The sequence below is a fragment of the Bacteroides sp. NSJ-39 genome, assembly GCF_014287315.1.
GTDB classification, from domain to species: Bacteria; Bacteroidota; Bacteroidia; order Bacteroidales; family Bacteroidaceae; genus Bacteroides; species Bacteroides finegoldii.
Genome location: NZ_JACOOB010000019.1, coordinates 20988 through 47514, shown reverse-complemented (window position 1 = coordinate 47514; position 26527 = coordinate 20988). Strand labels below are relative to the sequence as shown.

Below are 26527 nucleotides of genomic sequence, written 5' to 3'. Positions count from 1 at the left end.
GCAAAAAATTAAAAGTGAAACATTTATTTTTTGCTTTGGGGCACGGGGAAAGAACGGACTTCATGCAAGGCTTTTGCGTGGAATACGACCCGAAGGTGTGGAGATTGCGCGCAAAACCGTCAGGTTCAGCCTTGCTGCTTGTCCGTTTTTCCCCGTAGGTTTGCTAAAAAATGAGTGTGGAGCTTGGCTAAAAATCCGGTGGGTCAAAGGGGTTCTTTTTGCTTCTTTCTCTTTTCCCGCCCACGGCTCACCGAAAGAAAAAGAAGTGCGTCCGAAAATCGGGTCAATCCTTTCCCACGGGCGGGTAAAAAAAGAAGTCCGGGCGGATCGCTACCCGTCCCGGACTTCCGGCGATGAAACACAAGGGGGGGATGTTATGGCGTGATTTCCCCCGTTGCGATTAGGTTTCCGTCCGAATAATACGCTATCTTCCCGTAGGTAAACCCCATGTCGGGAATGGCTACGAAAGCGATATAGTCCGAATACTCCCTGCCTTTGAGGTTCTTTCCGACAAGGTTGTTGAATATCATGGGGATGCTATGACCGTCCCCGCTGTAAAGGACGGTTTTCCCGTTCTGTCTGATTTCCTGCTTCATGCCGTTTCCTTGAAAAGTGTCCCGTCGATAAGGTACTCCCAATTATTCCTGTGGCTCTCGTCCGTGAAATATTCCTCGCTCTCGCAATACTCGCAATCGTCTCGGCACGAGCGGAAGAAGTTTTCCAGACAGTCACGCATGAGTTCCTTGAAATTCCGTGTGTCGGGCGAGCGCATGAAGTCCATGAGGGGTTGCAAGATGATTTCGTCCGACACAACGCCCGTGAAGGGGCATTCGCAAGTGACGGAGATACGGCTCCTGCGCCTTTTCTTGCGGTCTTTCGTCCAATAGACCTTGGGCTTGTACAACCCCGCATGGAAGTTGTTATAGAGGTAAGCCAGCAAGCGGACGCCTGAAAGTTCCTCCGTGTCCGCCTCGTGCTTGGTATAGAAACGGTAAGCGTATGTGCAACTGTCGTAACGGTAGTTTGTGCAGACGATACGAAAAAGATTGCAGAAGGCTTCGAGCGTGTCGCAGTTCTCGGAAGCATACGGGTAATCGTTTCCCTTGGCAAGCCAGTCGGTATAGGCTCTCTGACGGGCTTCGTCCTCCAGTTCCGCAATGCCGAATAGTGTATAGGTTCTTTGTACGGTTCGCATAAGTTTGAAAATTTGAAAGTTTGAAAATCGGTTTCTTTGCTATCTTTCTTTTTCGCTACGGCTCACGAAAGAAAGTAGCGGGCGGATTTCTCCGCCCTGCCCTTTGTCCTTAGGCTGCAATCTCTTCGGGTTGCGGTTGTTCCTCGGGTTGCGTTACCTTGCGCTCCCTTGCCCGTTCCTGCACCAAGAGGACGGCTTTCTTTTCCTCGATGCGCTGGTGACGCTTCTCGTACACCCCGTTGTACTCCCTTTCGATGTTGGCGAGTTCCTCCGGCATGTGCCTGCGTGCGAAGTCAAGCAAGAGGGTCGCCACGGTGTTGTTCCCGTACGCTCCCTTGAAGTTGGCTACAAGGAAGTCCCTGCGGATGATGGTCTTCATCCTCACGGTGAGGTTGCCGATAATCCCCATCTTGTCCTCGTCCGTGATATACTGCTTGTCTTCCGCAATCCCCACGGCTGCGAAGTGTTCCTTTCGGAGAGAGGACAGAAGGAAGAAGTACAACATGGTATCTTCATCGGCACTGAACTTACCGCCCGTGATGTCGGCTTCGAGGATTTGCTTCTTGGTGTCCTCCACCGTGCGTTCGAGTGCGATTTCCTTGTTGCGCTCGTCCTGCTTCTCCAATTTCTCCACGGGTGAGAGCGGTGCGGGTGCGGGCGTTCCGTCCGCTGTCTGCGCTTCGGTCATGTTCTCCACGTAACAGAATGTAATCTCCTTCTGCCCGATTTTGGCATAGACGGTGATTTCCCCCGTTCCGCTCCTGCGGGTGATTTCCTCCTCCTGCTCCATGTAGTCCGCCCATTGCTGCTCGTAGCGGGTGCGGGCTTCCCCGTAGCGTTCGGGGTCGTTGAAATTTTCGGCTTTGGGTTCTTTCGGGCAGCTTGGAAAGGCGGTGTACCTGTCAAGGGTCTCCACCTTGTAGCCCGAAGCGGTTAGCCGTTCTACCACCGTCTCGTTGGCGGTGTAGCGGTCACGGCAGAGCGACACCTCCGGCTGGTTCCGCATGATTTGCACGGCTCGCTCCATGAGGTAGGATGCGTTCATCTCGGCAAGGCACGTGCGATTGGCGCAATGCCCGCACCCGCCATCATGGAACAACAGCAAGTTATTGGTGTTGTGTGCGCACGTGGCGCACTCGGTCTTGTCGAAGCGGTAGTATTGCAGGTCGGTGGTGAAGTTCTGCTCGATGCGCCTTGCGACATCGGCGGCTTTCAGTCCCCGCCAACTGTTATACGTTCCCTCGTCCTGCAAATGCTTCTCGTACACCTCACGCTGAATGTCCTCCCCGTATCGGCAGATTTCAGCCGCCACGCTGATGGTGATTTCATCCGCATCCAAAAGGGCGGCGATTTCGGGGATAAGGGCGGTGAATTTCAGCCGTGTGCGGATATAGTTCTCGTTCTTTCCGAAGAGTTGCGCCAAGGTCTGCACGGTGTGGCGTCCGCTCTCGATAAGCCGCTGATAGGCTGCGGCTTCCTCCACGGGTGTCACATCCTTGCGCTGCAAGTTCTCGGTAATCGCCATTTCCTCGGCTTCCTCGTCCGACAACTCGGTTACGATTGCGGGAATTTCGTCCCTGCCCGCAATGACGGACGCACGGTAACGGCGTTCCCCGAAAACAATCCCGTAACGGTCTGTCCCGTCAACGGGGCGCACGGTGATGGGCTGCAACACGCCCTGCCGCTTGATGCTCTCGGCAAGCTCGTAAAGGCTCGTTTCATCGAAACGCTTGCGTGGGTTGAAACCGCTCGGCTGAATGTCTGCCAACGCTACCATCGTGATGTTTTTCTCTGCTGCTGATTGATTTGCTTTTGTCTTCATAATCTGTTATTTTTAAGTTGATTGTTTATAGTTGTTCTTTTTGATTTTTGACAAACCGTCCCGTTCGGGAAATCGGTTTCTTTGCTATCTTTCTTTCCCCGCTCCGGCTCACGAAAGAAAGTAGCGGGCGGAAAATCCGCCCTTGCGGGGCTACCTGCGGTTATAGCATACGTTCGCGAACTTCTTCTTTTGCTCTACCGCCCGTTTGAGGGTGTAGAACGTACCGCCCACGGCTACCGCATCGTAATAGACCATCAGAAAAGCGGAGTTTTCCAAAAGGTAGTCGTTACGGCGTAAGAAACAGCCCTCGGTATATCCGTCCTGCAAGGTTACCACTTCATCGGCTTGCGCCAAAATGGTGTCGTAACGCCGCTTGTCGGCTTGGGTGTACCGCTCGGCTTGTCCCTTGAAGGGGACAACGCATTTCAAACGGATATGCGGGTATTCCTTTTTGAGGTTCAAGACTTCCTCTGCTGCGATAAGGTCGAAGCCCTCGCACATTCCCGACAAAAAGGTGTCGTAGCCTTTTTTGATACAATAACTTTCGATGGCTACAAATGTGTCGAACGCCACCTCCCTGAAGAGTTTCTCACGGTCTGCCGTGAACTTGGCTATACGGTTGGTGCGGTGTCCCGAAAAGGTTACCGTCTTTTCCTTGCTAACGGGTGTTCCGTTTTCTGTCCATGTCCTTGTTTCCATATCGGTAAATTTTAGAGTATTAAAAGAATGATTATCAAGATGAACACGAAACCGACAAACAGACGCCACGCAAGGGCGAAAACAAGCCGTGCCACGAAGTAAAACAGAGCCACGACAAGCGACAAGGCGAAAAACCGCCCTGCGGTGGTGGTGAGGAAATAAACCATCGAAGCCCAAAGGATTAGGCGGTATATCAGTTTGTAAACGGGTGTCGTTTTCATGTTCTTTGGTATTGTCGGGCGGATTGCTCCGCCCGTGGTTCTTTAACAGTTTCCTTTCGGGATATAGCGGTTATCAGCCAACAGCCGGAAAGTGTCGTAATCAGCCGTTCCCCGATAACTTAGGGACAGTTCAAAGGAGAGGTGTCCTTTCTCTATGTAGAAAGTGAAGCGCAAGCCGTTGCGGGTTATCGTCCCTTCCGCACGGTTTCTCCCTTCCCATCTTACGGGTTCGTTCTCGATACTTTTCAAGAAGTCGGCTACCTTTCGGGCGTTCTCCGCATTTTCCTGCTCCACCTGCCTGTATATCTGCGTGCAGTAGTTTATCCAATCGTTTATTTTCTTGGCGGTGAACACACCGATATTGCACGGCTTTTCGTATTGGTTGCCCGCCCTTTCGATGTCGTAGCGGTTGACATACTCAAAATGCCCCATGTCGGCGGCTATCCTGTATTTGTTCTCTTTGTTTATCCTGTACACATGGAAACGGATGCCGTTGTACGTGAACTCTATGCGCACGCCGTAAAATGCGGGGTATTCACCGCTTACCACGTGGTAGCCGTATTCCGCTTGGGGTATGTACTTCCTTACCTCCTGCATGAGTGGAGACAGTTCTTTTTTTGCCTGTTCCACCTTCTCGGTAAACATAGCTTTTATGTTTAACCCGTTAAATTCCTTTTCCGATAATGTTTTCATCGTCTTATGTCTTTAGTGGGGCGGACTGCTCCGCCCGTTGGTTTATACTCTTGTTCCTTTGCCGTCCCGCTTAGGCTGCTGCGGGTTCGTTTATCGGTTCGGTTACCTTGTCGGCAATCATCTTCGCCGCCTTGTTCACGTCCCCCAATATCTCCACCAAAAAGGCGGGTTCTTCCTTTAGCTTGGTGAGCCAGTGTTTCAGATAGGCGGCGTTGTTCTCCTGCGGTGCGGCTGCGTAGCCGAAGAACGCACCGCAAAGGGCTGCGGTAAGTTCCGCCACAAGTTCCTCACGGGCATAGAGCGCATCCCCGAAGAAGCTGCCGAACGTGCGGTTCAGCCGTTGGGGGCTTCCCGTGCTGTGCGCCATCTCGTGCAGGAGCGTGCCGTAATATTCCGCTCCCTGCGGGAACTGCTCACGCTGCGGGCAAATGATATGGTCGGAAGAGGGCGAATAGTAGGCACTGTCCGAATACTGCACCTTGATGGGGCAATACCAATTTTGCAGATAGACAAGCTCGTCCAACGCCTCGTAAATCATCCCGTCCGAACAGTCTTCGGGCTGCTCTCCCTTTTTCATGCGCTCGTAGCGTTCGGGCTGCTTTTCGGCAAAATCGGTCTGGTCGATGTTGAAGACATTGTAATACTTCATCTGCGGGATGACCTTGTAATTTTCCTGCTCGGTTGCGGGCAACTTGCGGTATTCCTCGTACTTGATTGTCTTTTTCGTTTCCTTGTGTACCACGAACTTAAACCAATAATAGACGGGAAACGAGCGTGCGCCCTTGCAAACACTTAAATCCTCTTCCTTCGCTTGGTTGAACGTGAGGAACACGGGCAAAGTGAATTTCATGAACTCGGTGTAGAACAATAACATCAAGACATTCCCGCCGTTATAGAGCGTCCCTCTGATGTTGCGGGGCAAACCTTGTTCAAGGCTCGCTATCCACGGTTTTTGCCAATCCGTTTTCAAGCACTCGATTTTCTTGATTAACAAATCGGTGAACATCGGTGCAATCTTTTCGATGGTGCTGTTCGTTGTTGCCATAACTCACAAATTTTAATCGTTATTACTCTGTTTTCATCGCTTGTCGTCCCAACCAATTTTTTTCCCTTGGCTGATTGGGAAGAACATTGACCATCATTGATAGCGGAAAAGGTGAATTGCAACCATCTGAAAAAATGGTAAATACTACCCGCAGGGTGGAGATTTGGCATTTTTTGCGGATTTGCTTTCACCTCCGCCTACCTTCGTCAATGTTTTTCCAATCAGCTTAGGGAAAAAATGCCCTGTCAGTCATTCCAGTCAATGGTAAGTTACTTGCCGGGTGCAGGAAAAAGAAGCCTTCCGGAGAGCCGGGAACGCCCGTTTCCCAAGGCAAGGAGATACGGGCGGGAGAAGTATATGTGAGCACGGTCAGGTTCCGGCTGCCGGACAAACACCGGGGAACTCTTTCGGGCGGGACGGACGGATGTGTTCCGTTTGTCCTTCCGCCCCGATGTCCGGCTTCGGCCATGCAGTCTCACGGAGTGGTCGGAAACGGACGCCGGGACGGGACAGCCCGTGCGCCAAGGTGTAAGCGCAAGACAGTGAAAGCCCTTTCACCCACGTTAGGGATTGCAGGGGAAAGCCCACAGCATAGCGAGGACTTGCAGCGGAAAGCCCGACCCGAAGGGGAACGCCCAAACAACCACCCGCAAAAACTGCTTTTAAGCATACCATAGAAAAAAAGGAAGACCGAATATTCCGAAGTTTCGCCCTTATGATATATATTTGTAATTGAGCGAAGATAATAGCGGAAAACGTGGATAATTACATATTACCGTTCATAAAAAATAAATGGAATGAATAAAATAGAGTCATTTAAATATATTCGCCCAATTTCTCCGGGTACAACATCATGTTACTCTGTTGGAGATATTCTTCCTATTGAGATTTCATGGGAATGTAATGGAAAGGTGTATAATCGGAAACAAGAAAAAGGTGGTTTGTGCGCTATTTTATTAGAACATGATAATGTAGTCGGTGTTGTTGAGAATCCATATACAGGTGGATTCAATTTAGCTTATGTATTGAACGGAGCAAATCAGGTAGTTTGGAATGTGTCTGATTTGTTTATTGCTACTTACGGGAATCTATATTATGGTAGAGCACTACATTTCGTTGATGTGAGAGTTGAAAATGGAATTTTATACTTTTTCATCAATATATCAAATTGCGATTTTCGCTTTTCAATTAATGTAAAAACAGGAGAAATAGGGCAATTAATAGAAACAAGATAACAGAACGATAACAATCGGCTAAACCTCCCTTAATGGTCGGTTAGCCACCGGACATTATCAATCAATAGAAATTTATGAGCATTGGAATTGTAAATAAATTAGATACTCCTTGGGGATTTACAAAAGATATACAACAAGATAACTGGCATATTCAATACACAAATTTGAATGAAATATGCCAAGGTGGTCCTCTGGTTGGCAATCTTATCGTAAATGGGCAGAAAGTCTTTTGTGACAAACGCTTTGGAGGTCCATTATTGTATCACGAAAATTTAGTATTTATTCCAATGTATATTCGTAAATTTTGTATTTCAGGATTTATGCTATCTGTAATAGAACTTAATTCCATGCGATTAATACGGGTAAAAGACATTTATGATTTAGTATATCTTGATAGTATTAATGAAAATGAAATACTATTCTATAAAGATATAGATAGAACTAAATTACATAGAAAGAAGATTGATAACAAATGGCTTAACATCTAAATAATAAGTTAGACACCGAACATTATAATAAATAAAAATCAAAGCATTATGGCAAAATATGAGTTGGGGGCAATTTATAAAATTAATGGTCGAAATGGTGAATTATATTATGTAAGACTTTTGACAAACGAATGTTATGGCGTTTTTTCATCATTAGAAGGCGAACTGAATGAAGAGACATTTGCTCAAACCCATTATCGTCTCTATTTTAGCTGTAACTCTTTTCCTATAAAACGAGGTATATGGGGAAAAGTCGTATCATCTCCAGACAGTACAGATATTGCGCGGTGGCAACGCCCTCAATATTTAGCTAATTTTGCTAATTTCAACATGAAATTATTTCTTGATCAATGCAGAGTTTTTCATGAAGATGGGAACCTTTATCAATGTGAAAGTAAAGAGGAGTTTATTAGATTAGTAAAATCTGGTAAGATTTTATTTTGTTTTAATACTTATAAAATTATACCAGACTTTCTAATGAGGTATTACAAGGATTTCCCTAATAGCTATATTGTAAATAAAGATTTTATCCATAGTGGAACTTTAGAATACCAAAAAGAACAAACAAATGTATTAAAAGAATTAGGCTTTGATATTGGAAACTTATTATAACAAGCGGCTGAACATTCCTATAAAGGTTAGTTAGCCACCAAACATTAGTGTTTAACATGATGAATGAAAAATTACAAGATAAAGTCGTTGCTATTGAATTGGCTGGAAATAATATATTTATAGCCAATGATAATGACAATTTTAAGAATGAACTTATCAGTATTGGATTTGAAAAAGTAGAACCATACTATTCTATTTCAATGCCTACTGGCGATGTAGAAAAGCGAGCAGTTCTTTTTCAAAAGTTAATAGAAATCGGAACATTATTTTCCGATGCCAAGGATTGGTCGCCCTCTGAAATAGTTAGACATTACCGTGATAAAGGTTTAATAAGAGGTAATTATCTTAGGATAGCATGGAGAAATAAACAAGATCTTAATATTACTACTGAATAGGTTCTTAAAATTACAAGGAATAAATAATATGAAGTTATGATTGCCGACAATAAAGAAATAAAAAAGAGGATTATAGAGCTTCAAGCAAAGCTCAACATTATTTTTCCGCAACTTTACATTGATTTTCTGGCTAAAATCAATGATGGTGATGTGTATGAAGTGGATGATTCGGGTATATGTCTGTATTCATACTCTGATTTAGAGGAAAGAAATCAAACATATCAAATAAAAGACTTTGAGCCAAATTATTTTATGATAGGACAAGATGGGGATTTAGGGTACTTCATAAATGTCGGTAACCCCACTGATAATTCTATATATTCAAATGATTTAGGCGCTTTGGGTTCTTTGGAAATGGAAAAGGAATCAAACAATATCTTTGATTTCATAGGTCAAAATGAAAAATAAATACTAACACGCACCTCAATTGCCCATAAAGGTCGATTAGCTGCCAGACATCATGAACTCTAAAAAAACAATAATATGAGAACTGAAATTTTACAGTTGAAAGATTTAGGTCGTATGCCTAATGAAAGCATCAATGATCCAGATAACATTGTTGAAGTTATACGTTCTTATGATGAATTATTAAAGCGAATACAACTCCCCATATCATTTGATGAAGCTGAAGTATTGGTACAAATTTTTCCCGAGAGTTCTTTTTATGATTTGCAGTGGGACTTATTAAAACTGGGGGAATCTGTCATACGTATTGATGATGGCGACAAATATATCCAGTTAATAAACGCCTGTCCAAGTCAAGAATGGAAAGGTGTTCTAAACATTCGCTATAAAAATTATAAAAAGGAGAATATGGAATTTTAAGACCTACAAAAGCCCGCCCGAAGGGGAACGCCCAAACAACCACCCGCAAAAACTGCTTTTAAGCATACCATAGAAAAAAAGGAAGACCGAACGCTCCGAAGTTTCGCCCTTATATATATATTTGTAATTGAGCGAAGATATACAGCGGAAAACGTATATAATTACATGTTATCTATTTAATAATAAGCATAAAACTATGAGATTCTTAAAAACTATGGGAATATTTACTTCTATCTTAAGTTTATTGAGTTGCGGGCATGGGAATAAACGAGTGACGCAAAACGACGGTATAAACTCCAATATCCCGGTTGCTGCCCGGATTACGATAGACAAACTGCCGGATGTATTGAGAAACGTGCAGGCAGGAAATACTGATTATGATTTTATAGGTATTTGTTCCAATGGTGTGGACTGCATCTACTTTGTGCTGGAGAACGGAAAGTTTTACATAGATTTTGAAGCTATGGGTAAAGAGCAGCTTCCCTACATAGATACCTTGAAACAGTTCGCAAAGGAACATAATTATCCTATTGTCGAAACAACCTATAACAATACTCCGGTCGATTACGAACATCGGAAATACGCTCCCGTCCTTAGCCTGAAAGTCAATGCGGACATAGACAGTATCGTAAAGGTCGGAAGCCAGATTGAGCATACCATTTTCAGGAACAATGAGCGAACCGTTTACGAAATAGTGCCTTGATTTTGCCAATAAAGACATTAAGATTTAGATAACAAACAGCACTGCCGCTTAAAGCGAAGCGCTGCCAAGCATCATCTACATAAGAATATGAGAACATTCGCCATAATCCTGCTTTTAGCAAGCCTGTTTGCCGCAAGTTGCGGAGAGCCGCCCATGCCGCCGAGCGACGAGGAAATGATACGCCACTTCGCCACGCACGAGGCGGCGTTCCGCAAGGTGTACGAAATCATGGCAGAGAGTTCAGAAGGCAGTTTCCACTATCCGCCGCTTTCTCCGGAAGAGGTCATTATACTTGATTCAACAGAGCAAAGCGATACATCCCATGAAACGAATGACGAACAAGACCTCCCGGTATATGGGCTGCTGAAGCCAGACCGAATACAGCTCGATTCCTTGTTGTCAGAGATTGGATGCGGTCTTGTCCTTGTTGACCGCAGGGAATGGGAAACGGCGGATTCGGTATATGTGAGCCTCGTTATGCCGTACTATTCCCACGGCATCGTGGATGCGGGAACGTCCAAGAGTTTCATTTACGATCCCGGATTGGAAAGCCGCCGGAACATCCGTATCACCGAACACGGCGACCTGAACGAGATCTATCGCAGGACGTACAACGACACCACGCTGTACAAGCCCGTCAGGGAAGGCTGGTACATTGAGTTAGACCATTCACGATAACCTGCAAAGAGGGACGCATGAGGATATTCCAATACATGCGCCGATTCTTCCAGATGATGACAAGGATGCGTAAGGTCATCCATATCGTTTCTATGACCTGTCGGCATGAACAACGCAAGAACGGGCTGGTTCCGGTGGAATCCTACAAACGGGAAACAGACCGGAATCTCTGGATACGCAGCATAGGAACCCGTCATTCCACACGGTACAGCATCGTTCTTTTTACAGCTGGATGATGGTATTGCAGCCGCCCTTTGGACTTCCCGATCTGAATGACATTCCGGGGACACCAGTGTACGCAAGCATGGCAAGCCTCGCAACCGGTTCCCCACCGGGGCACTCCGTTTTTCAGCGTAATATTGTTCACGGGACATACACGTTCGCAGACACCACATCCCATACAACCATTTTCCAAGGAGAAGTTCAAGTGCGAGCGACTGAAAAAAGCATTGAACAGCCCTTTGTGCAACAGATCCGATAACCTGCAATACGGGAAAGGCTTTTTCCGTTTGCCTTTTTTCAAGTCGTCGATTATTCGTGAAGTGTAAAGCTCCGCCCGTTCCAGTATCTTCGTCCTCCTTACTGAAGATACCTCGTATTCCTTCAGGCAGTTCCCTACGGTGGGCAGGTTGTAGCCATAGTCCAGACGCACGCCTTTGCCGGACATGATTTTGTCCACAACGGACACCGCACAGCCCTTGTACGTGTAATATGTGCCTATGGAGAAATAGTACACGCCTTTCCTGAACGGATAACTTTCCAAGAACCGGCGGACAATGCCGGGCAGTCCGCCCATATATACGGGGAATATAAAACCTACGATTCGGGAGTCCGATGCGGTGATTCCAGCTGACGGTGTCATTCTGAACAGCCCGGCTCCTCCAAAAGCCGCCGCAATATCCTGCGACAATTTCAGGCTGTTGCCTGTGGCGGAGAAATAATAGATGGATATTTCTTTGTCGTTTGCCGTTTTGCTTTTATAGTCCATAACATTTATTTTTGCGACAGCAAAGTTAGTAGGTCTCTTTAAAAAAAAGAAGAACTGTCTTGGTTATCAGTAACTTACATTTAGGTTAGTTTTCCTGTATATCAATTTGTTGGATAAAAGAAAAATGAGAAAAAAGTTAGATTACGATTATTGTTCTGCTTCCCCTATACTGGAATGGCTGGGTGACAAATGGGCTTTAGTTGTCTTATTGAAGCTACATGAGAATGAAGTAATACGTTTCAATGAACTATACAAAACAATCCCCTCTATATCGGAAAAGATGCTATCTACTGTTTTGCGGTCATTGGTAACGGACGGATTGGTAAATAGAAAAATATATCCCACAGTTCCACCCAAAGTGGAATATTATGTATCTGAATTTGGAGAAACTTTAATCCCTTATTTAGAGCAGTTGAAACAATGGGGGCAAGAAAATTTTGAAACGATAATGGAAAATAGACGGAAAAATAAGTATTGAAATTTAGTGCAAGGTACAAGTATATATTTATATATAGCTTGCACCTTGCAATAACCTTAAAATGTTTATTTTCAACGATTTGCATAATCCAAAAATAATGCGAACATCTGAACCCAAGATGTTGGCAGACAGACACCGGACAACAGCAGATAGCTTTTAAGGACTAAAAGCGTGACGGATGCAAAGCCAAAATTTCAGAAAGTGCTGATATTTAGGAATAAATAACGCTTAATTTATAATCCAAGCGGCACGATGCCTGTTCTCCTGAATCGCCCGGATACAGCTGCCGGAATCAAGCCTGTACATGAAGCCCGCCAAGTTCCCGCTCTCGTACAAGCCCATGCCGATGGTCAGGCGGCTGTTGAAGTCGGTCTGGCTGACGACGTACCAGCCGCACCGGGCGAAATGCTCCTCGTAGCCGGAACGGGTTTCCAGCAGGAAATAGAACTTGCCGTCGTCCTCGAAACGGATGACGTACTCGCAACGCAGGCGGCGTGCGATCTTGCCCAAGATGCGGCTCTCCTCCTCGATGACCGCAGGAGTGGCAAGGAAGGTGTATTGCGCGATAAAGACAGCCTCGTCCATAGTGATGATGTTTGGTCGGTTACAAATATGCGAAATGTCCGGCACACGGCAAGCGGAAGAGACGGGAAATATGCGGAAGGGCGTGCGGATATGTAGAGCTTCTCCCTGCTTTTCACCGCCCGGAACGTGACAAGGCTACAAACGTGAAGCAAAACGAGGACAAGCGGTACGGTTTTGATACACGGACATATACAGACCGGTATATTTGCAGGGAAGTATAACAATAAAAACGTATCGGGACAATGGAAATAGTAAGCATCGAGAGAAAGACCTTCGAGGAGATGAAGGAACGGTTCGGCAGCTTCTCGCAGCACGTGAGGGAGCTTTGCGCCCGCTACCGACCGCCCGAAAAGATGAACTGGATGGACGGGGCGGACGTGTGCGAGAAACTGGGCATCAGCAAGCGGACATTGCAGACCTACCGTGATCGGGGGCTGCTGCCGTACAGCCAGATCAACCACAAGATTTACTACCGGACGGAGGACGTGGAGGCGTTCGTGGAAGCCATGAGCCGGGAAATGACGGAGGACGAGTGAGATGGAAGTGATCACAAGGGACACGGAAGAGGTACGGGCGTACTTCGAGGCACTGGAGGAAGGCATGAGGTACCTTGACACGGTAACGGCGCACTTCCGCCCGGCGATGAACGGCGAGGTCTATCTCACGGGCGAGGACGTGTGCAGGCTGCTGCACATCACGCCGAGAACGTTGCAGGACTACCGCACGCAGCGGCTGATCCCGTACATATCGCTGCCGGGCAAGACGCTCTACCGCCAGTCGGATCTGCTGCGTATGCTGGAGGAGAACTACGTGGACATGCGCCCAAAGCGCAAACGGGGGAAAAGTCCAACATAAACGCACGGGGGTGTGCATCGGGAAATGCAGCAAAGGCAGGGACACCGCATCGGAAGTTCCTGCCTTTGCCGCATTCTGCACCGGGGGAAGGCGTCAAGCCGTTTCCCGGAGGGAGCGGCGCACCCGCTTCCCGTCCTGTTTCCTGTCCTTCTTCTCCAGCACGCTCCGCTGCATGGCGGCGAGGTTGCCGGAGATCGCCCGGAAATCGGAGCTTACCATCCTGTTGGTCACCTCGGCGTAGATCTGGGTCGTGGAAATGTGCTTGTGCCCGAGTATCTTGGAGAGCGCCTCGATGGTGCCTCCGTTGCAGAGATAGACGGTCGTGGCGAAGGTGTGGCGGCTTAGGTGGAAGCCGATCTCCTTGTGGATGCCGCAGGCTTTGGCTATCTGTTTGAGGTGCCTGTTGCACACGCTGTTGCTGGGCATGGGAAACACGAGGTCGCCTCCGGCAAGCCCTTTGTAACGTTCTATCAGCTCCTTGGCAATCTCCATGAGGGGGACGTTGCTCGACACACGGGTCTTGGTGCGCCGGGTGATGATCCATTCCTCGCCGTCGAAGTCCATGCGCTGTATCTTGTCATGGGTGAGCGTCTTTATGTCAATGTAGCTAAGCCCGGTGAAACACCCGAAGAGGAACATGTCCCGCACGAGGCTGGTCTGTTTCTTGACGAACACGGCGTTAGCCAAGGTACGCAACTCCTCCTCCGTGAGATAGCCCCGATCGGTCTCCTGCATCTCAAGGCTGTACTCGCCGAAGGGGTCGGTGCGGACGATTCCACGCCGCCACGCCTTGTCGGTCAGGCTGAGCAGGGGCATGGTGTATATCCAGAGGGTGTTGGCGCTCAATCCCTTCTCCACCCGCAGGTACTTGTCGAAATCGGCGATGATCTCCTTGGTCAGCTCCTTGTAAGCCATGTCGGTGCGCTTCTTCTTCTCCCAAAGGAAGGTCTTGAAATGGTTGTAAACAGCCAGATACTTGTTGTAGGTGGACTTGGCTCGCTGCCCTTTCTCCACCATCGCCCCGAACTCCTTGTTCATATTCTCGAAGTCTTTCAGTATGCAGTTCTCCATCACGCCGACACCGAGGAAGGCGTTGCGCAGCTTCTCGGCGGTGACGAAATCCTCTTCCCGGAGGATGCGGTGGTAGTGGTTGGTGAGCCGGGCGGAGACCTCCTTCAGTTGCCCGTTTATCTCGTTTGCCTCTGCGGACTTGCCTTTCGCCTTGCCGTTCTCCCAGAGGTCGGGAGTGACGAACAGCTTGGTTCCCACTGCCTTGTCATCCCCGTCAACGGAGATTTTCACCATGATGGGGGCTTTCCCGTCCCGGTTTCTCACTGCGGATCTCTTGATGTAGAACGAGGTCGCAAACGTACTTCTCTTTGTTTCCATAACTCTAAAATTTTCGTTTCTAAAGGTAGTTACTTATTTCTTACCAAGAGCTATGCAAAACAAGGCAAAGCGATGAAACAGAACTTGTTATGCCGTATATACCCCGTTTCGGAACCGGTAGCTGTTTAGTAGCCGAACTTTGTCCGAAAGGGGTGTTTTCAGGCTTTTTATGCCGAAGCCTGCTTCCACCCGCTCTGCATACAAGATGCTGACCTGCATTTATTTATGTAGAACTTTGCTTTTCTTTGCGCCTTATGCCGATTTTTTATTCAAAAACAGTCAAAAGATACACTATAAATAAACTTATTGACAATCGTTTCTTTAAAAGGAATAACCAGTTCCTTTTAAAGGAACGATTCATTGATCGGTGAGAAACACTTTATTCCTTTAAAAGGAGCATATAAAACTTTATTTTAAGTGCTATCCCAAAGCTAACCCTACACCTGAAACAGCCAACACTCCACATATCAATTTGAGACAAAATAAAGGCAAGTTCTATACATCTATTCTATAAAAGACACAGACTAAAACAAATTATTCCAAAACACAATCGATTTATTTCTTTTCTAAATTCGTAAACAGCAAATCCTTCTCATTTTCAACTCATGCCTAAATATATCCTGCATATATGGAATTATACAACGATAAAATATACGTTTTTTCATATATTATCGCCAAAACCGTATATACTTATCTTTCTCACGATCCAACGCACATTCATCAACACAATCATCCAACCGGAACCATGAATGTTCTATCAATGAGCCTCTCTTTTTAACAGACTTATCCCAGTTTCCTATCACTTGTCCTTCATGAAGAACAATCGGATAAAACAGACCATTATTGGTAAATGCTTTCGAGTAATGCTCTTTAGGTAAAACGTCTGTCCGGTCTTTATAGCCAAGCAAATATTCATCATAAGAAGGAAGAAGATGCAAACTGCCGGTAACTTTTCCACGAGTCCGGCAATCTTCATGAATATACCATGTCTGTCCATTCCATTCTTCTGCCGTTAATTCCGAATCAATCAAATAAATAGCTTGACGTGCATCTGTAATAGGCAGCCCCGACCACCAGACAAAATCTTGCAAAACAGCAGGAGCATGACTACGAAAATAGCTTCTAGCCAAACGAGCCAAAGATTCATCTTTGGTCAATTCCGGCATCGGCGGAACACGCTCTTCCAAAAGCGCATACGTACATTTACTTCCTTTATCTTCCCCACTACATACAATCCCCACCTGCTCCGCACGAGCCATAAAGCGGGTCATACGATGATTATCCGCTACAATCCCCGAACGGTTAAAATGTTCGGCAATCTCCTGCCTCGTCAGGTTTTTCTTCCCACAAAGAATTTTCTCCAACAGATTATGACTTTTCGTATAGAGTTCTTCAGAAATTTCCAAGTCATGCCCCTTCGCATAAGACTCATTAGCAGATATAATACGCCCGGCGGAAAGTTTCAACATCCACCGGATATCTTCTGCTGCTACGAGATGCCATGTCGGACGCATTACATGAGTCCGCAGGATTTCACCATCACGCAGTGCTTTTTCCACAGTTTGAATCGTTGCTGACTTCAAACGCATTCCTACTGCCCATTTCACCATGGAATAATTCTGCGCCTGCATAGCTCCCATCCAGGACACAAGTTCTTTGGGTTGAGAGAAAAGGGGACTTAATAACTGTTGGTTGAGTAAACGTATATTCGGTATTCTCATTTTAATTTATTGCTATTTTATCAATATAAAACAATAAGGCACACAACGATTTTAGTTTCGTGAGCTTATTATTAGTATATTGCAAATATAAAATTTCTTTCCATACAAATCATTGTTAATGATAAAAAGAATAAATAAGAAGATACAGATATTGCCTCAACTCCCTAGCCAAGAGTCAAAACCAGTTGGAAGTCTCCGAATAAATCTCTACTTTTGTACTCCATAACAAAGAATAGATCAAGAAATGATGCTCTATAAACTCATCCCTCCTTCAGTAGTAACAGCAACTATCCAGTTGCCGACTTCTAAAAGTATCAGTAATCGTGCATTAATCATCAATGCGCTGGGCAAAGGTATTTATCCTCCTGAAAACCTGTCCGATTGTGACGATACACAGGTGATGATAAAAGCTCTCACCGAAGGGAAAGAGACGATTGACATTATGGCTGCGGGCACTGCTATGCGTTTCCTTACCGCCTATTTAAGTGTGACTCCGGGGGAACGGACAATCACAGGAACAGCCCGTATGCAGCAACGCCCGATACAGATATTAGTCAATGCGCTCCGGGAATTAGGAGCTGAAATAGAGTATGTCCACAATGAAGGATATCCTCCCTTATGTATCAAAGGTGCAGAGTTGAAAGGAAATGAAATAACCTTGAAAGGAAATGTAAGTTCCCAATATATATCTGCTCTATTGATGATAGGTCCGGCACTCAAAGACGGTTTGACTTTGCATTTAAGCGGAGAGATTATTTCCCGTCCTTATATCAACCTTACATTGCAACTGATGCAGGACTTTGGAGCCAAAGCCGCATGGACTTCTCCCAGTAGCATTTCCGTTGCTCCACAACTCTATCAGAGCATTCCTTTCAAAGTGGAAAGTGACTGGAGCGCAGCTTCTTATTGGTATCAGATTGCCGCCTTATCTCCCAAAGCAGAAATTGAATTATTGGGGTTGTTTCCTAACAGTTATCAGGGAGATAGTCGGGGAGCAGAAGTTTTCTCACGCTTAGGTATAACTACCGAATTTACATCGCAAGGTGTGAAACTGAAAAAAACAGGCAAAGCGCCGGAAAGACTGGAAGAAGACTTTGTCGACATTCCGGATTTGGCACAGACATTCGTTGTTACCTGTGCCTTGCTGAATATCCCTTTCCGTTTCACCGGATTACAAAGTCTGAAAATAAAAGAAACTGATCGTATTGCCGCATTGCGCACCGAGCTTAAAAAGTTGGGATATGTTATTGAAGAAGAAAATGACAGCATATTAATGTGGAATGGCGAACGATGTGAACCGGAGGAAATTCCGGTAATTGACACTTACGAAGATCATCGTATGGCAATGGCATTTGCTCCGGCAGTTATCTGTCATCCTAATTTGCTTATTGCCGATCCGCAGGTGGTCACCAAATCATATCCCGGATATTGGGGGGATTTGAAGCAGGCCGGATTTCAGGTGATAAACGAAGGGTAACCTTCGGACATTATAGTCTGTCAGCAGGCTAATAAAGGATTATAATTACCCCACTGGCTGATCGATACTATCTAAATAAAAACGAGAGCATATATGAATACTGATTTCATAAACTTAACAGCAGAAAATCTTTCTTATGAGCATTTATGCTGCATTATCCGTAGCAAGAAATCCCATCCGGGCATTGAAGCAAAACAGCAATGGCTTTCCGACCGACTGAAGGAAGGTCATGTTTTTAGAAAGTAAAATGCAAAAGCTACAGTCTTTATTGAATATGCTCCTCTCGAAAAAGCTTGGGTTCCGATAATGGGAGATAACTACTATTACCTCTATTGTTTATGGGTTTTAGGTAGTCCCAGAGGAAACGGATATGGAAGTTCGTTGATGGAGTACTGTATAGCCGATGCCAAAGAAAAAGGTAGATCCGGCATTTGTATGCTTGGAGCAAAAAAACAGAAGAACTGGCTTTCTGATCAATCATTTGCAAAGAAAGTTGGTTTTAAAGTTGTTGACACTACTGATAACGGATATGAATTGCTTGCTCTTTCTTTTGACGGAACAGCACCGGAATTTGCGTCAAATGCCAAGAATCTGAAAATAGAAAGTGAGGAACTGACGATTTATTATGATATGCAATGCCCCTATATCTATAAATACATTGAAATGATCAAACAATATTGTGAAACAAATGATGTCCCTGTTTCTTTTATTCAAGTAAATACGCTACAGAAAGCAAAAGAGTTACCTTGTGTTTTTAATAATTTTGCTGTATTTTATAAAGGAAGTTTTGAGACAGTGAACTTGCCAACTATCGACTATTTAAAAAGAATACTTAAAAAATAAGAAATACAATCCTGACTTTTCCCGTTAATTATCAGAATTATATTTTATCTGCCATTAAAAAGACTTCTCATTTGCCATCCTCCACATATAGAGAAAAAAGGCTCTGGTGGTTTGTCGTCAATACTTTACTTATTTTCAACTATCCAGTTCTTATCATTCAAGATACTTCTATTACAATCATCTGCTCCCGGATTATCATTAAAAGAAATCCGATATTGGCGGAGAGAAGTCGGATAATAAATGGCAGGGTTCACCACTTGCCCCAAGGAATCAAACAGCGTATTCAGGGCATCCTCATCCAATTGATTTGAGTGACAATAAAGATGTTCTAACAAACTTCCTTGCGGTACCATTAAACGAGTTAGCTGATTATGTTCACAACGCAACTCACTGATATTAGAGCAACCGGATAGATCAAGTTCGGTCAATTTATTATATGAACAACTTAATTCCCTTAAAGAAGAACAACATTTCAATATATCAGTAATTGATTGGAAAGCACATCCTTGTATCAATATCGCAGAAATTGAAGTCTCCTCGTTCAATTCCAGACGTGACAATCGTTCATTAGAACTTAAATCAATATTGCGCAATGCCGGTAAGTTTTTAAGGGAAAGGGAAGAAAGGCCATTATAAGAACAGTATAAACTTTCCGTTTCCGGATGACTGCCAAACTCTATTGAAGTTAATTTTGGATTAGAATAAATTTGTATAGATCGCAATCGGGAGCAGTTCCCAATCTCCAGACGCTCCAAATCTGCGAGACTACCGATATTAATACTTTCCACGTTGGGACAAAAGGTATTCAAGTCCAATTTTCGGGTATCAGAAATGCTATTCAAAGCCAGAGATTTCATTCGCGGCATATTTCCCAAATAAAGATTACTCAAAGGAAGAAGCAAACCACTTATATCGATAAGCTGCAGCTCTTCTGCCCAAATCTTCACTTCGTATGATCCCTTATTTCCATATCTATATACCACTCCGCCAGTCATTGAAGAAGGGTCTTCTATTTTCTGTATACGACCGTTTCCCCAATCTATCACCATTCGTCCTCCACTTGCCACAATGTCCAATTGCCGCCAGTCTCCTACAACATTTACTGTAAAGCGAATCGTGTTTTCATCTGTCAACGCCGGAAAATCAAAATCATCTCCAAACACTCTGTTGTCTGTATCTTTACAGGCAGCAAGAGTAATGAATAAGATAACCACACACATACTCCGAACGAATAATATACTCTGTCTTTTCATGTTATATTTAAGTTAGCAACATACAAAAGTAAGAAAAGAAATAGATACCATACTCAATAGAATGAAATTTATAAGTAACTTTGCACAAATTTGATTCGTAATTGTTAATTGGTATGTGGATACTCATTATAAGTCTGGTACTGCTGGGTGTTATCGCGCTGATAGCCGGAATCATCCGCAACAAAAGACTAGAAAAGAAAATAGAAAAAGGCGAACTGGATCGTATGCCGGAAGTGAAAGAAGTAGATGCGGAATGCTGCGGACAACATGAAGTATGTGAAAGGGATAGTTTGTTGGCCGCTGTCAGTAAAAAGATAGAATACTACGATGATGAAGAGCTGGACCAATTCATCGGCAGACCAGGAAATGCATATACGGAAGAAGAGACAGATATGTTTCGGGATGTACTGTATACAACATTGGATATAGAAGTAGCCGGATGGGTACGTAGTCTTCAACTCCGTGGCATCGAACTGCCAGATGACCTCAAAGACGAAGTCTTTCTGATTATCGGAGAAAGAAGAAACGGAAACAGTTGAGAGTTGACAGTTGAGAGACGATAGTTCGTTGCTGTGATCTGATTACGGTCTTTAATTTTTAATCTTTAATTTTTAATTTACTTGGATTTACTACAATATACATTCTTTCAACACGCCTTATTGGGTAGTCTGCTGGCAAGCATTGCCTGTGGGATTATCGGTACATACATCGTTACCCGCCGCCTGGTATTTATCAGTGGAGGAATCACTCATGCTTCTTTTGGCGGTATTGGGTTAGGATTGTTTGCCGGAATTTCCCCGATACTCTCGGCGGCTGTATTCTCTGTTTTATCAGCCTTCGGTGTGGAGTGGCTTAGCAGACGGAAAGATATGCGTGAGGACTCTGCCATTGCAGTGTTCTGGACGTTGGGGATGGCACTCGGAATCATGTTCAGCTTTTTGTCACCCGGATTTGCACCCGACTTATCAGCTTATCTTTTCGGGAATATCCTGACCATCAATCAAATTGACTTATGGATGCTCGGCATATTGGCACTCATACTAACCGGATTCTTTTATCTGTTTATCCGCCCTATCGTATATATTGCCTTTGACCGTGAATTTGCACGTTCGCAGAAGATTCCGGTAGAGATATTCGAATACGTGTTAATGATGTTCATCGCATTGACTATTGTAGCATGCCTGCGGATGGTAGGTATTGTGTTAGCCATATCCCTTCTCACCATTCCACAAATGACGGCTAACCTCTTCACTTATAGTTTCAAGAAAATCATCTGGTTATCCATCGGCATCGGTTTCTTAGGATGCTTGGGCGGATTATTTATTGCTTATCATTGGAAAGTCCCCTCGGGAGCTTCCATCATATTCTTCTCTATTCTGATTTATGCTGTCTGCAAAATCGGAAAGAGTTGCTGCAGGAAAAAGTCATCATAATAGATATAGTATATGGAAATCAAAATTCAATCACTGGAAAGTATCCATGAAGCAGTCCGGGAATTCATCGCTGCCATGGGAGACAACACTGTATTTGCTTTATACGGAAAGATGGGTGCCGGTAAAACCACATTTGTGAAAGCACTCTGCGAAGAATTGGGTGTAGCCGATGTCATCAGTTCTCCGACTTTTGCTATTGTCAACGAATACCGTTCGGACAAAACCGGGGAGTTAATCTATCACTTCGATTTTTACCGTATCAAGAAACTAAGTGAAGTGTACGACATGGGATATGAAGATTATTTCTACAGTGGTGCTCTCTGCTTTATCGAATGGCCGGAACTGGTGGAAGAATTACTGCCGGGTGACGCCGTAAAAGTAACGATTGAAGAACTGGAAGACGGAAGTAGAGTGATTAAACTATGACCGGACAATATATCGTACAAGGAATCTTTGCGCTGGCAGGAACTGTCTCCCTGCTGGCGTCATTGCTTAACTGGGACTGGTTCTTTACAACACGTAATGCGCAAACCATTGTCAGAAATGTAGGACGTAACCGGGCACGACTCTTCTATGGGATATTAGGGATTATCATTATAGGCATGGCTATCTTCTTTTTTGTAGAAACACGAAAAGTCATGGGATTATAAGCTTTATAAGAAATAAAGAAAAGTCAGACCATTATTGATTTATATTACAATAGTTGCCGTGCTTTCATCTCCAAATATTTATTAATCACATCAATTGAAAGATTTTCCGGTGTGGTCAACAAAGAATAGATCCCGTGCTGCTTCAAAGTAGATACGATGAGCCGTTTCTCGTAAGCAAACTTCTCTGCAATCACATGGCGATAATAGCCTTCCGTATCTTTTGCCGGTTGTGCAATGTATTCCTTCAGATCGGCATCCTCGAAAAAGACCACGAGCAAACGGTGACGGTGATTCAGCTGTTTCAGATAAGACAACTGGCGATTCATGCTGCCTATACTCGAAAAGTTGGTATAGAGCACTAACAAGCTCCGTTTACCAACGTGTTTGTTCAGATGCACACAAAGAGCCGAGAAATCCGTCTCCCCGAAAGTAGTCTGCTGACTATACAGATTCTCCAACAACGTTTGCATATATCCCGACTGCCTGGAAGCAGGGACAAAAGTATCGAAGTGTTCATCAAAGGTCACCAATCCGGCTTTGTCTTCTTTTCGCATGGCAACATACGAAAGCACCAGCGAAGCATTAATCGCATAATCCAACAAAGTCATCCCACGAAAAGCCTGTTGCATCACCCGTCCTTTATCTATCACATTGTAAATCTGCTGCGAACGTTCATCCTGATATACATTCACCATAAGCTCATGCCTGCGTGCACTCGCTTTCCAGTTAATCGTACGATAATCGTCTCCCTTTACATACTCTTTGATTTGTTCAAACTCCGTATGATGTCCCACCCTGCGAACACGCTTTATTCCCAGCTCGGTCAGATTATCGCTCATCGCCAACAATTCATATTGATGAAGCATCAGATAAGACGGATACACCTTGATATCCAAAGGTTCCGCACAGGTATAACGACGAGAAACCAGCCCAATCCTTCCGGTCACAAAAACTCTGACATACCCAAACGAATAAACACCGCGACGGGTAGGACGCAGACGATAAGTTATCGTCTTTCCTTCATTCGCCTGTAACTTCGTACGAAAGTCAACATCACGTTTCTGAAAAACGATAGGAATCTCATCAATAACCTCTAAAGAAACAGGATACGTATAGCTGCTTTCCACACGAATACTTACCTCATTCTCATCACCATTGGAGAAGCGGTCGGCACACTGACGGAAAGCCTGTATTCCCCGAATACGATAAAGAGAATACACATCTGCCGATACCACCAGAAACAAGAAAAAAAGTATCCACTGCCCGATGACAAAGAACGGAGCAAGAACGTATCCGCTACCCAGCAACAGGATAACTACGATCAGGGCAATATAGAAGCGACGAGTTAAAAACATCTATTTCGGGACTTCCACTTTATCAATCAAACGCTGTGTCACTTTCACCGGAGAATAACCTTCCATTTCAGCTTCCGCAGTCAGGATCAGGCGATGCTGAAGCACATACGGAGCAACGAACTTGATATCCTCCGGTGTCACAAAATCCCGTCCTTGCAAAAGAGCATAGGCCTTTGAAGATTGCAACATCGCTACGGAAGCACGTGGAGAAGCTCCTAGATACACTGCCTTGCTAGTACGAGTCTGCTGCACAATCAACGCGATATATTGAAGCAGCGTACGGTCTACAAACACCCGGCTCATCAAGGCACGAAGAGAAAGAAGTTCTTCTCTAGTAAGTACGGGGGTCACATCTTCCAGTTTTACCAATGCCGCATTCGTATGGTGGCGTTCCAGAATATTCACTTCCTCTTCCAGCGAAGGATAATCCATCGTTATCTTCATCAGAAAACGGTCGAGCTGCGCTTCGGGAAGTTTGTATGTCCCCTCCTGCTCCACCGGGTTCTGAGTAGCCAGAATCGTATAAAGTTCCCCCATCCGGTGAGTGGTCCCGTCGATACTGACCTGGCGTTCTTCCATCACTTCAAACAAGGCAGCCTGTGTCTTCGCAGGAGCACGGTTGATTTCATCTACCAATACGATATCTGCAAAAATCGGCCCCTGATGAAAGTCAAAACCATTGGTTTTCATATTAAACACAGTTGTACCCAACACATCACTTGGCATTAAATCCGGAGTAAACTGAATACGACTGAAGTCAGCATCAATCAGACGGGCAGTCAAACGAGCCAATAGTGTCTTCGCAACGCCCGGAACACCTTCTATCAATACGTGTCCATTCGCCAGAATAGCCGTCAACACCAAATCGACAGTCTGCTCCTGTCCCACAACGACAGATGCAATCCGCTCCTTCAACTCCTGTATCTTCTCGGAAAAAAGAGTTAAATCTAACCGTTGTTCTGTATTCTCTTCCATAAATTTCTTCTTTAGATATGATTGATTATTTCATTCATTTTATCAATAAGCACTTTCATTTGCTCCGCATTAATCCTGCGTCCTCCGTAAATCACCGGCCGCACTTCACGAATAAACTTCGCAATCTCTTCAACCTCCATCCCCGTTTTCTGGGCAATCCGGTGAAAAGAGCGTTCATCATCCGCCACCTCTTCAATGTCTACCTGAATCTCCCTTCTCAACTCTTCGGCAAAATAAGTAAACTTCTTCCGCACCAAGTCGTCATGGTCCTTCTTTTGAAAATACAGTGTACCTATCAGTTCAGTAAATTCGAGAGATCTATTTGCCGGTTCACGTATGACGGGGATAACCCGCTGCCGCCTCTTTGCCGTAAATATCATAAAGAGAAGAATGGCAATCATCGTCAGATACAAAGCCCAGCGAAGCGGTGGCCGCGAAAGGAAATAGCGGAAAGGGGATTTCTGCACCTGCGCCGTTTCTTTCATATATCCTTCCGTGCGAAGAACAGGAAGATCTCCCATGTGCGACAGCAAACGGAAGAGATAGGCTCCATTTCCTCCATCCAACATCCCATAGTTTGTAAAAAGCAAAGGAGTGGAAACTAAAATAATCTCTCCTTTACCATGCCGATAGGACATCGCGACAGGTATACGCGAAAGACTATCCGTCACCAAAGAATCCGCTTCGGTCTCATAGCGAAACTCGTTCGAGTCAATCACCCTTTGTGCCAAGACCTCACTCCGGAGCGAATCCATCCAAAAGTAGGACGAGCAGAATTGAGGATAAAAATAAAAAGTCCGGCGTGAATACACTGTAGAATCTCCCACCCAGCATATACTGTCTTTTGCCAACAGAGAAGCGGCATATTTCTTTAAAGCCATCGGGCTGAAATAAGAATAGTAAGTTCTGAAATCCAACGTATCTTCCAAATTTGTGCCAAATAAGGTACTCACTAACATTATTTTATTGCCCCGATCAGCCATCCGCAGCAAAGCCTTCACGTCCACGCTCGACAATATCAAGTCATCAGCTATAGCTAATATACCTTTACACTGTCCTACCGTATCCTCTTGTTCCAACTGATAGAAACTTTTCTTCGACAGCGCATATCCATGCGGCAAGGAGGACAACAACAGGCTATCGAACACCTCACAACCGAAAGGCTGTTTGTCGTAATGACCGAAAGTCGGTTTCCACACAAATTTCTTCGGCAAATGATATTCTACCGCAAACATGACCAACAAAAAGACTATGATAAAGATAATAAACCAACGGCTTCCTTTCACGAGACGCCTCCTTTCTCTATTTCTTCCTGTAAAGCCCGCATTGTCCGGAAAAGTTCTTCCGTCGCTTCAAAATTTCCATAGCGCACCTGCAAAAAATGGTTTGTCAGTTGCCGGAAAGCAGGGAGTCGCACTTCATACAGATATTGCGTAGGAGTCTTATAAGGTTGCCATTCGATACGGGCCGCATCACTCAACCGCTTCAATGTCTGCAAATAAAGCAACCGTACAGCCTCCCGATAGTTCCTTTGAGAAAGAGCCTCGTTAATCCCTTCCGGAAAGTCGACTCCGTAAATCGTATCTTCTTCCACCGTATAAGGCAATGTTCTCTTACCGGAGCGCATGAACAGTTCGGGACGTTTCTTATAGACAAACCAACTAACCAAAAGCAGGATAACGACAGAGATACAAACCAGAATAAGTTCCGAATACTCATCAGCAAAACGGCTGCCGAATATTTCACGCAGAAATTCCCCAAACTGTTTATTGATCCATTCGAAGAGATTAATCTCCGGAGCAATCAACTCACGGTTATAGTTATACGCCGGATCAGATTGCCATCGGACAAGCTGCGCCGTATCACAGACCAACGTGTCAGTCGGGGAAGTCAGATTCATTTCTCCTGCGTCTG

34 protein-coding genes and 1 pseudogene are annotated in these 26527 nt (G+C 44.9%); 20 read left to right on the top strand and 15 right to left on the bottom strand.

Annotated elements, in window-relative coordinates; all coding sequences use genetic code 11:
* Positions 1 to 73: 73 nt before the first annotated feature.
* Entirely contained in the window at positions 74 to 385 is a 312-nt protein-coding gene (locus H8S63_RS16975; protein WP_255467676.1) for a hypothetical protein, read from the top strand.
* Here the strand turns inward: H8S63_RS16975 and H8S63_RS16970 are convergent.
* The 7 genes from H8S63_RS16970 to H8S63_RS16940 all read right to left on the bottom strand — a co-directional run bounded on the left by H8S63_RS16970 (position 375) and on the right by H8S63_RS16940 (position 6350).
* Positions 375 to 596: a hypothetical protein gene (locus H8S63_RS16970; protein ID WP_004326125.1), complete on the bottom strand. Its 222-nt coding sequence runs from the start codon at positions 594 to 596 to the stop codon at positions 375 to 377. The two genes, H8S63_RS16975 and H8S63_RS16970, sit on opposite strands and share 11 nt — an antisense overlap.
* Positions 593 to 1195 carry a hypothetical protein gene (locus H8S63_RS16965; RefSeq protein ID WP_004326128.1) on the bottom strand — a complete coding sequence of 201 codons (603 nt, stop codon included), beginning with the start codon at positions 1193 to 1195 and terminating at the stop codon, positions 593 to 595. The genes H8S63_RS16970 and H8S63_RS16965 overlap by 4 nt, the downstream gene beginning before the upstream one ends.
* A gap of 109 nt (positions 1196 to 1304) precedes the next feature.
* The gene (locus tag H8S63_RS16960; RefSeq protein WP_186927453.1) at positions 1305 to 3017 is read right to left on the bottom strand and encodes a ParB/RepB/Spo0J family partition protein; all 1713 of its coding nucleotides are present in this window, start codon (positions 3015 to 3017) and stop codon (positions 1305 to 1307) included.
* A gap of 150 nt (positions 3018 to 3167) precedes the next feature.
* Positions 3168 to 3716, bottom strand: coding sequence for an SLOG family protein (locus H8S63_RS16955; protein WP_186927452.1), 549 nt, complete (start codon positions 3714 to 3716; stop codon positions 3168 to 3170).
* Between the two features lie 263 nt (positions 3717 to 3979).
* Complete coding sequence (locus tag H8S63_RS16950; protein WP_118430353.1) at positions 3980 to 4630, bottom strand: hypothetical protein; 651 nt, start codon at positions 4628 to 4630, stop codon at positions 3980 to 3982.
* Positions 4631 to 4700: 70 nt separating this feature from the next.
* The gene (locus H8S63_RS16945; protein ID WP_118430354.1) at positions 4701 to 5675 is read right to left on the bottom strand and encodes an ArdC family protein; all 975 of its coding nucleotides are present in this window, start codon (positions 5673 to 5675) and stop codon (positions 4701 to 4703) included.
* A 369-nt stretch (positions 5676 to 6044) separates the two neighbouring features.
* Positions 6045 to 6350, bottom strand: a complete 306-nt coding sequence (locus H8S63_RS16940; RefSeq protein WP_032581447.1) for a hypothetical protein — start codon at positions 6348 to 6350, stop codon at positions 6045 to 6047.
* 122 nt (positions 6351 to 6472) lie between these two features.
* On the opposite strand from H8S63_RS16940, the gene H8S63_RS16935 reads away from it, so the two are divergent.
* The 9 genes from H8S63_RS16935 (at position 6473) to H8S63_RS16895 (ending at position 10847) form a co-directional block, all read left to right on the top strand.
* On the top strand, positions 6473 to 6910 hold the full coding sequence (locus H8S63_RS16935; RefSeq protein ID WP_032581449.1) for a hypothetical protein: 438 nt from the start codon (positions 6473 to 6475) through the stop codon (positions 6908 to 6910).
* 74 nt (positions 6911 to 6984) lie between these two features.
* On the top strand, positions 6985 to 7398 hold the full coding sequence (locus H8S63_RS16930) for a hypothetical protein (RefSeq protein ID WP_009017698.1): 414 nt from the start codon (positions 6985 to 6987) through the stop codon (positions 7396 to 7398).
* A 48-nt stretch (positions 7399 to 7446) separates the two neighbouring features.
* Complete coding sequence (locus H8S63_RS16925; RefSeq protein WP_004319187.1) at positions 7447 to 8010, top strand: hypothetical protein; 564 nt, start codon at positions 7447 to 7449, stop codon at positions 8008 to 8010.
* 56 nt (positions 8011 to 8066) lie between these two features.
* Positions 8067 to 8405: a hypothetical protein gene (locus H8S63_RS16920; protein WP_050441492.1), complete on the top strand. Its 339-nt coding sequence runs from the start codon at positions 8067 to 8069 to the stop codon at positions 8403 to 8405.
* 36 nt (positions 8406 to 8441) lie between these two features.
* Positions 8442 to 8813 carry an SMI1/KNR4 family protein gene (locus tag H8S63_RS16915; RefSeq protein ID WP_029427320.1) on the top strand — a complete coding sequence of 124 codons (372 nt, stop codon included), beginning with the start codon at positions 8442 to 8444 and terminating at the stop codon, positions 8811 to 8813.
* Positions 8814 to 8888: 75 nt separating this feature from the next.
* On the top strand, positions 8889 to 9230 hold the full coding sequence (locus H8S63_RS16910; RefSeq protein WP_118430355.1) for a hypothetical protein: 342 nt from the start codon (positions 8889 to 8891) through the stop codon (positions 9228 to 9230).
* Between the two features lie 196 nt (positions 9231 to 9426).
* Positions 9427 to 9933 carry a hypothetical protein gene (locus tag H8S63_RS16905; protein WP_118430356.1) on the top strand — a complete coding sequence of 169 codons (507 nt, stop codon included), beginning with the start codon at positions 9427 to 9429 and terminating at the stop codon, positions 9931 to 9933.
* Between the two features lie 87 nt (positions 9934 to 10020).
* Positions 10021 to 10611, top strand: coding sequence for a DUF4948 family protein (locus H8S63_RS16900; protein WP_032581693.1), 591 nt, complete (start codon positions 10021 to 10023; stop codon positions 10609 to 10611).
* Positions 10612 to 10628: 17 nt separating this feature from the next.
* Complete coding sequence (locus H8S63_RS16895) at positions 10629 to 10847, top strand: hypothetical protein (RefSeq protein WP_173023019.1); 219 nt, start codon at positions 10629 to 10631, stop codon at positions 10845 to 10847.
* On the opposite strand, the gene H8S63_RS16890 is transcribed toward H8S63_RS16895, so the two are convergent.
* Positions 10805 to 11599 (bottom strand): EFR1 family ferrodoxin, encoded by a 795-nt coding sequence (locus H8S63_RS16890; protein WP_004326137.1) that lies wholly within the window; start codon positions 11597 to 11599, stop codon positions 10805 to 10807. The genes H8S63_RS16895 and H8S63_RS16890 overlap by 43 nt on opposite strands.
* Before the next feature lie 124 nt (positions 11600 to 11723).
* On the opposite strand from H8S63_RS16890, the gene H8S63_RS16885 reads away from it, so the two are divergent.
* From H8S63_RS16885 to H8S63_RS16870, 4 genes are all read left to right on the top strand, one after another.
* Positions 11724 to 12077, top strand: a complete 354-nt coding sequence (locus H8S63_RS16885) for a helix-turn-helix domain-containing protein (RefSeq protein ID WP_004326138.1) — start codon at positions 11724 to 11726, stop codon at positions 12075 to 12077.
* A gap of 252 nt (positions 12078 to 12329) precedes the next feature.
* The gene (locus H8S63_RS16880; protein WP_032581697.1) at positions 12330 to 12758 is read left to right on the top strand and encodes a hypothetical protein; all 429 of its coding nucleotides are present in this window, start codon (positions 12330 to 12332) and stop codon (positions 12756 to 12758) included.
* A gap of 146 nt (positions 12759 to 12904) precedes the next feature.
* A complete protein-coding gene (locus H8S63_RS16875) occupies positions 12905 to 13198 on the top strand; it encodes a helix-turn-helix domain-containing protein (protein WP_008629224.1) in 294 nt (97 codons plus the stop codon).
* A gap of 1 nt (position 13199) precedes the next feature.
* Entirely contained in the window at positions 13200 to 13517 is a 318-nt protein-coding gene (locus H8S63_RS16870) for a helix-turn-helix domain-containing protein (protein WP_005858007.1), read from the top strand.
* A 93-nt stretch (positions 13518 to 13610) separates the two neighbouring features.
* On the opposite strand, the gene H8S63_RS16865 is transcribed toward H8S63_RS16870, so the two are convergent.
* Positions 13611 to 14906, bottom strand: a complete 1296-nt coding sequence (locus H8S63_RS16865) for a site-specific integrase (RefSeq protein WP_032581699.1) — start codon at positions 14904 to 14906, stop codon at positions 13611 to 13613.
* A 668-nt stretch (positions 14907 to 15574) separates the two neighbouring features.
* Positions 15575 to 16627, bottom strand: coding sequence for a winged helix DNA-binding domain-containing protein (locus tag H8S63_RS16860; RefSeq protein WP_186927451.1), 1053 nt, complete (start codon positions 16625 to 16627; stop codon positions 15575 to 15577).
* A gap of 247 nt (positions 16628 to 16874) precedes the next feature.
* On the opposite strand from H8S63_RS16860, the gene H8S63_RS16855 reads away from it, so the two are divergent.
* Positions 16875 to 18104 (top strand): 3-phosphoshikimate 1-carboxyvinyltransferase, encoded by a 1230-nt coding sequence (locus tag H8S63_RS16855; RefSeq protein ID WP_186927457.1) that lies wholly within the window; start codon positions 16875 to 16877, stop codon positions 18102 to 18104.
* A 93-nt stretch (positions 18105 to 18197) separates the two neighbouring features.
* Positions 18198 to 18947: pseudogene (locus tag H8S63_RS16850) on the top strand (GNAT family N-acetyltransferase).
* Positions 18948 to 19072: 125 nt separating this feature from the next.
* Here the strand turns inward: H8S63_RS16850 and H8S63_RS16845 are convergent.
* A complete protein-coding gene (locus tag H8S63_RS16845; protein ID WP_186927450.1) occupies positions 19073 to 20200 on the bottom strand; it encodes a leucine-rich repeat domain-containing protein in 1128 nt (375 codons plus the stop codon).
* Between the two features lie 113 nt (positions 20201 to 20313).
* Here H8S63_RS16845 and H8S63_RS16840 point away from each other — a divergent pair, with 113 nt between their 5' ends.
* From H8S63_RS16840 to H8S63_RS16825, 4 genes are all read left to right on the top strand, one after another.
* Positions 20314 to 20739, top strand: a complete 426-nt coding sequence (locus tag H8S63_RS16840) for a phospholipase (RefSeq protein WP_186927449.1) — start codon at positions 20314 to 20316, stop codon at positions 20737 to 20739.
* A gap of 81 nt (positions 20740 to 20820) precedes the next feature.
* Positions 20821 to 21633: a metal ABC transporter permease gene (locus H8S63_RS16835; protein ID WP_186927448.1), complete on the top strand. Its 813-nt coding sequence runs from the start codon at positions 20821 to 20823 to the stop codon at positions 21631 to 21633.
* 12 nt (positions 21634 to 21645) lie between these two features.
* Positions 21646 to 22059 (top strand): tRNA (adenosine(37)-N6)-threonylcarbamoyltransferase complex ATPase subunit type 1 TsaE, encoded by a 414-nt coding sequence (gene tsaE / locus H8S63_RS16830; RefSeq protein ID WP_186927447.1) that lies wholly within the window; start codon positions 21646 to 21648, stop codon positions 22057 to 22059.
* On the top strand, positions 22056 to 22283 hold the full coding sequence (locus tag H8S63_RS16825) for an immunity 17 family protein (RefSeq protein WP_007757860.1): 228 nt from the start codon (positions 22056 to 22058) through the stop codon (positions 22281 to 22283). Before tsaE ends, H8S63_RS16825 begins: the two co-directional genes overlap by 4 nt.
* 44 nt (positions 22284 to 22327) lie before the next feature.
* On the opposite strand, the gene H8S63_RS16820 is transcribed toward H8S63_RS16825, so the two are convergent.
* From H8S63_RS16820 to H8S63_RS16805, 4 genes are read right to left on the bottom strand one after another with little or no spacing between them, the layout of a single operon-like run.
* Positions 22328 to 23638: a DUF58 domain-containing protein gene (locus H8S63_RS16820; RefSeq protein ID WP_186927446.1), complete on the bottom strand. Its 1311-nt coding sequence runs from the start codon at positions 23636 to 23638 to the stop codon at positions 22328 to 22330.
* A complete protein-coding gene (locus H8S63_RS16815; protein ID WP_186927445.1) occupies positions 23639 to 24613 on the bottom strand; it encodes a MoxR family ATPase in 975 nt (324 codons plus the stop codon).
* Between the two features lie 11 nt (positions 24614 to 24624).
* The gene (locus H8S63_RS16810) at positions 24625 to 25899 is read right to left on the bottom strand and encodes a DUF4350 domain-containing protein (RefSeq protein WP_186927444.1); all 1275 of its coding nucleotides are present in this window, start codon (positions 25897 to 25899) and stop codon (positions 24625 to 24627) included.
* Positions 25896 to 26513, bottom strand: coding sequence for a DUF4129 domain-containing protein (locus tag H8S63_RS16805; RefSeq protein WP_186927443.1), 618 nt, complete (start codon positions 26511 to 26513; stop codon positions 25896 to 25898). Before H8S63_RS16805 ends, H8S63_RS16810 begins: the two co-directional genes overlap by 4 nt.
* Positions 26514 to 26527 lie beyond the last annotated feature (14 nt).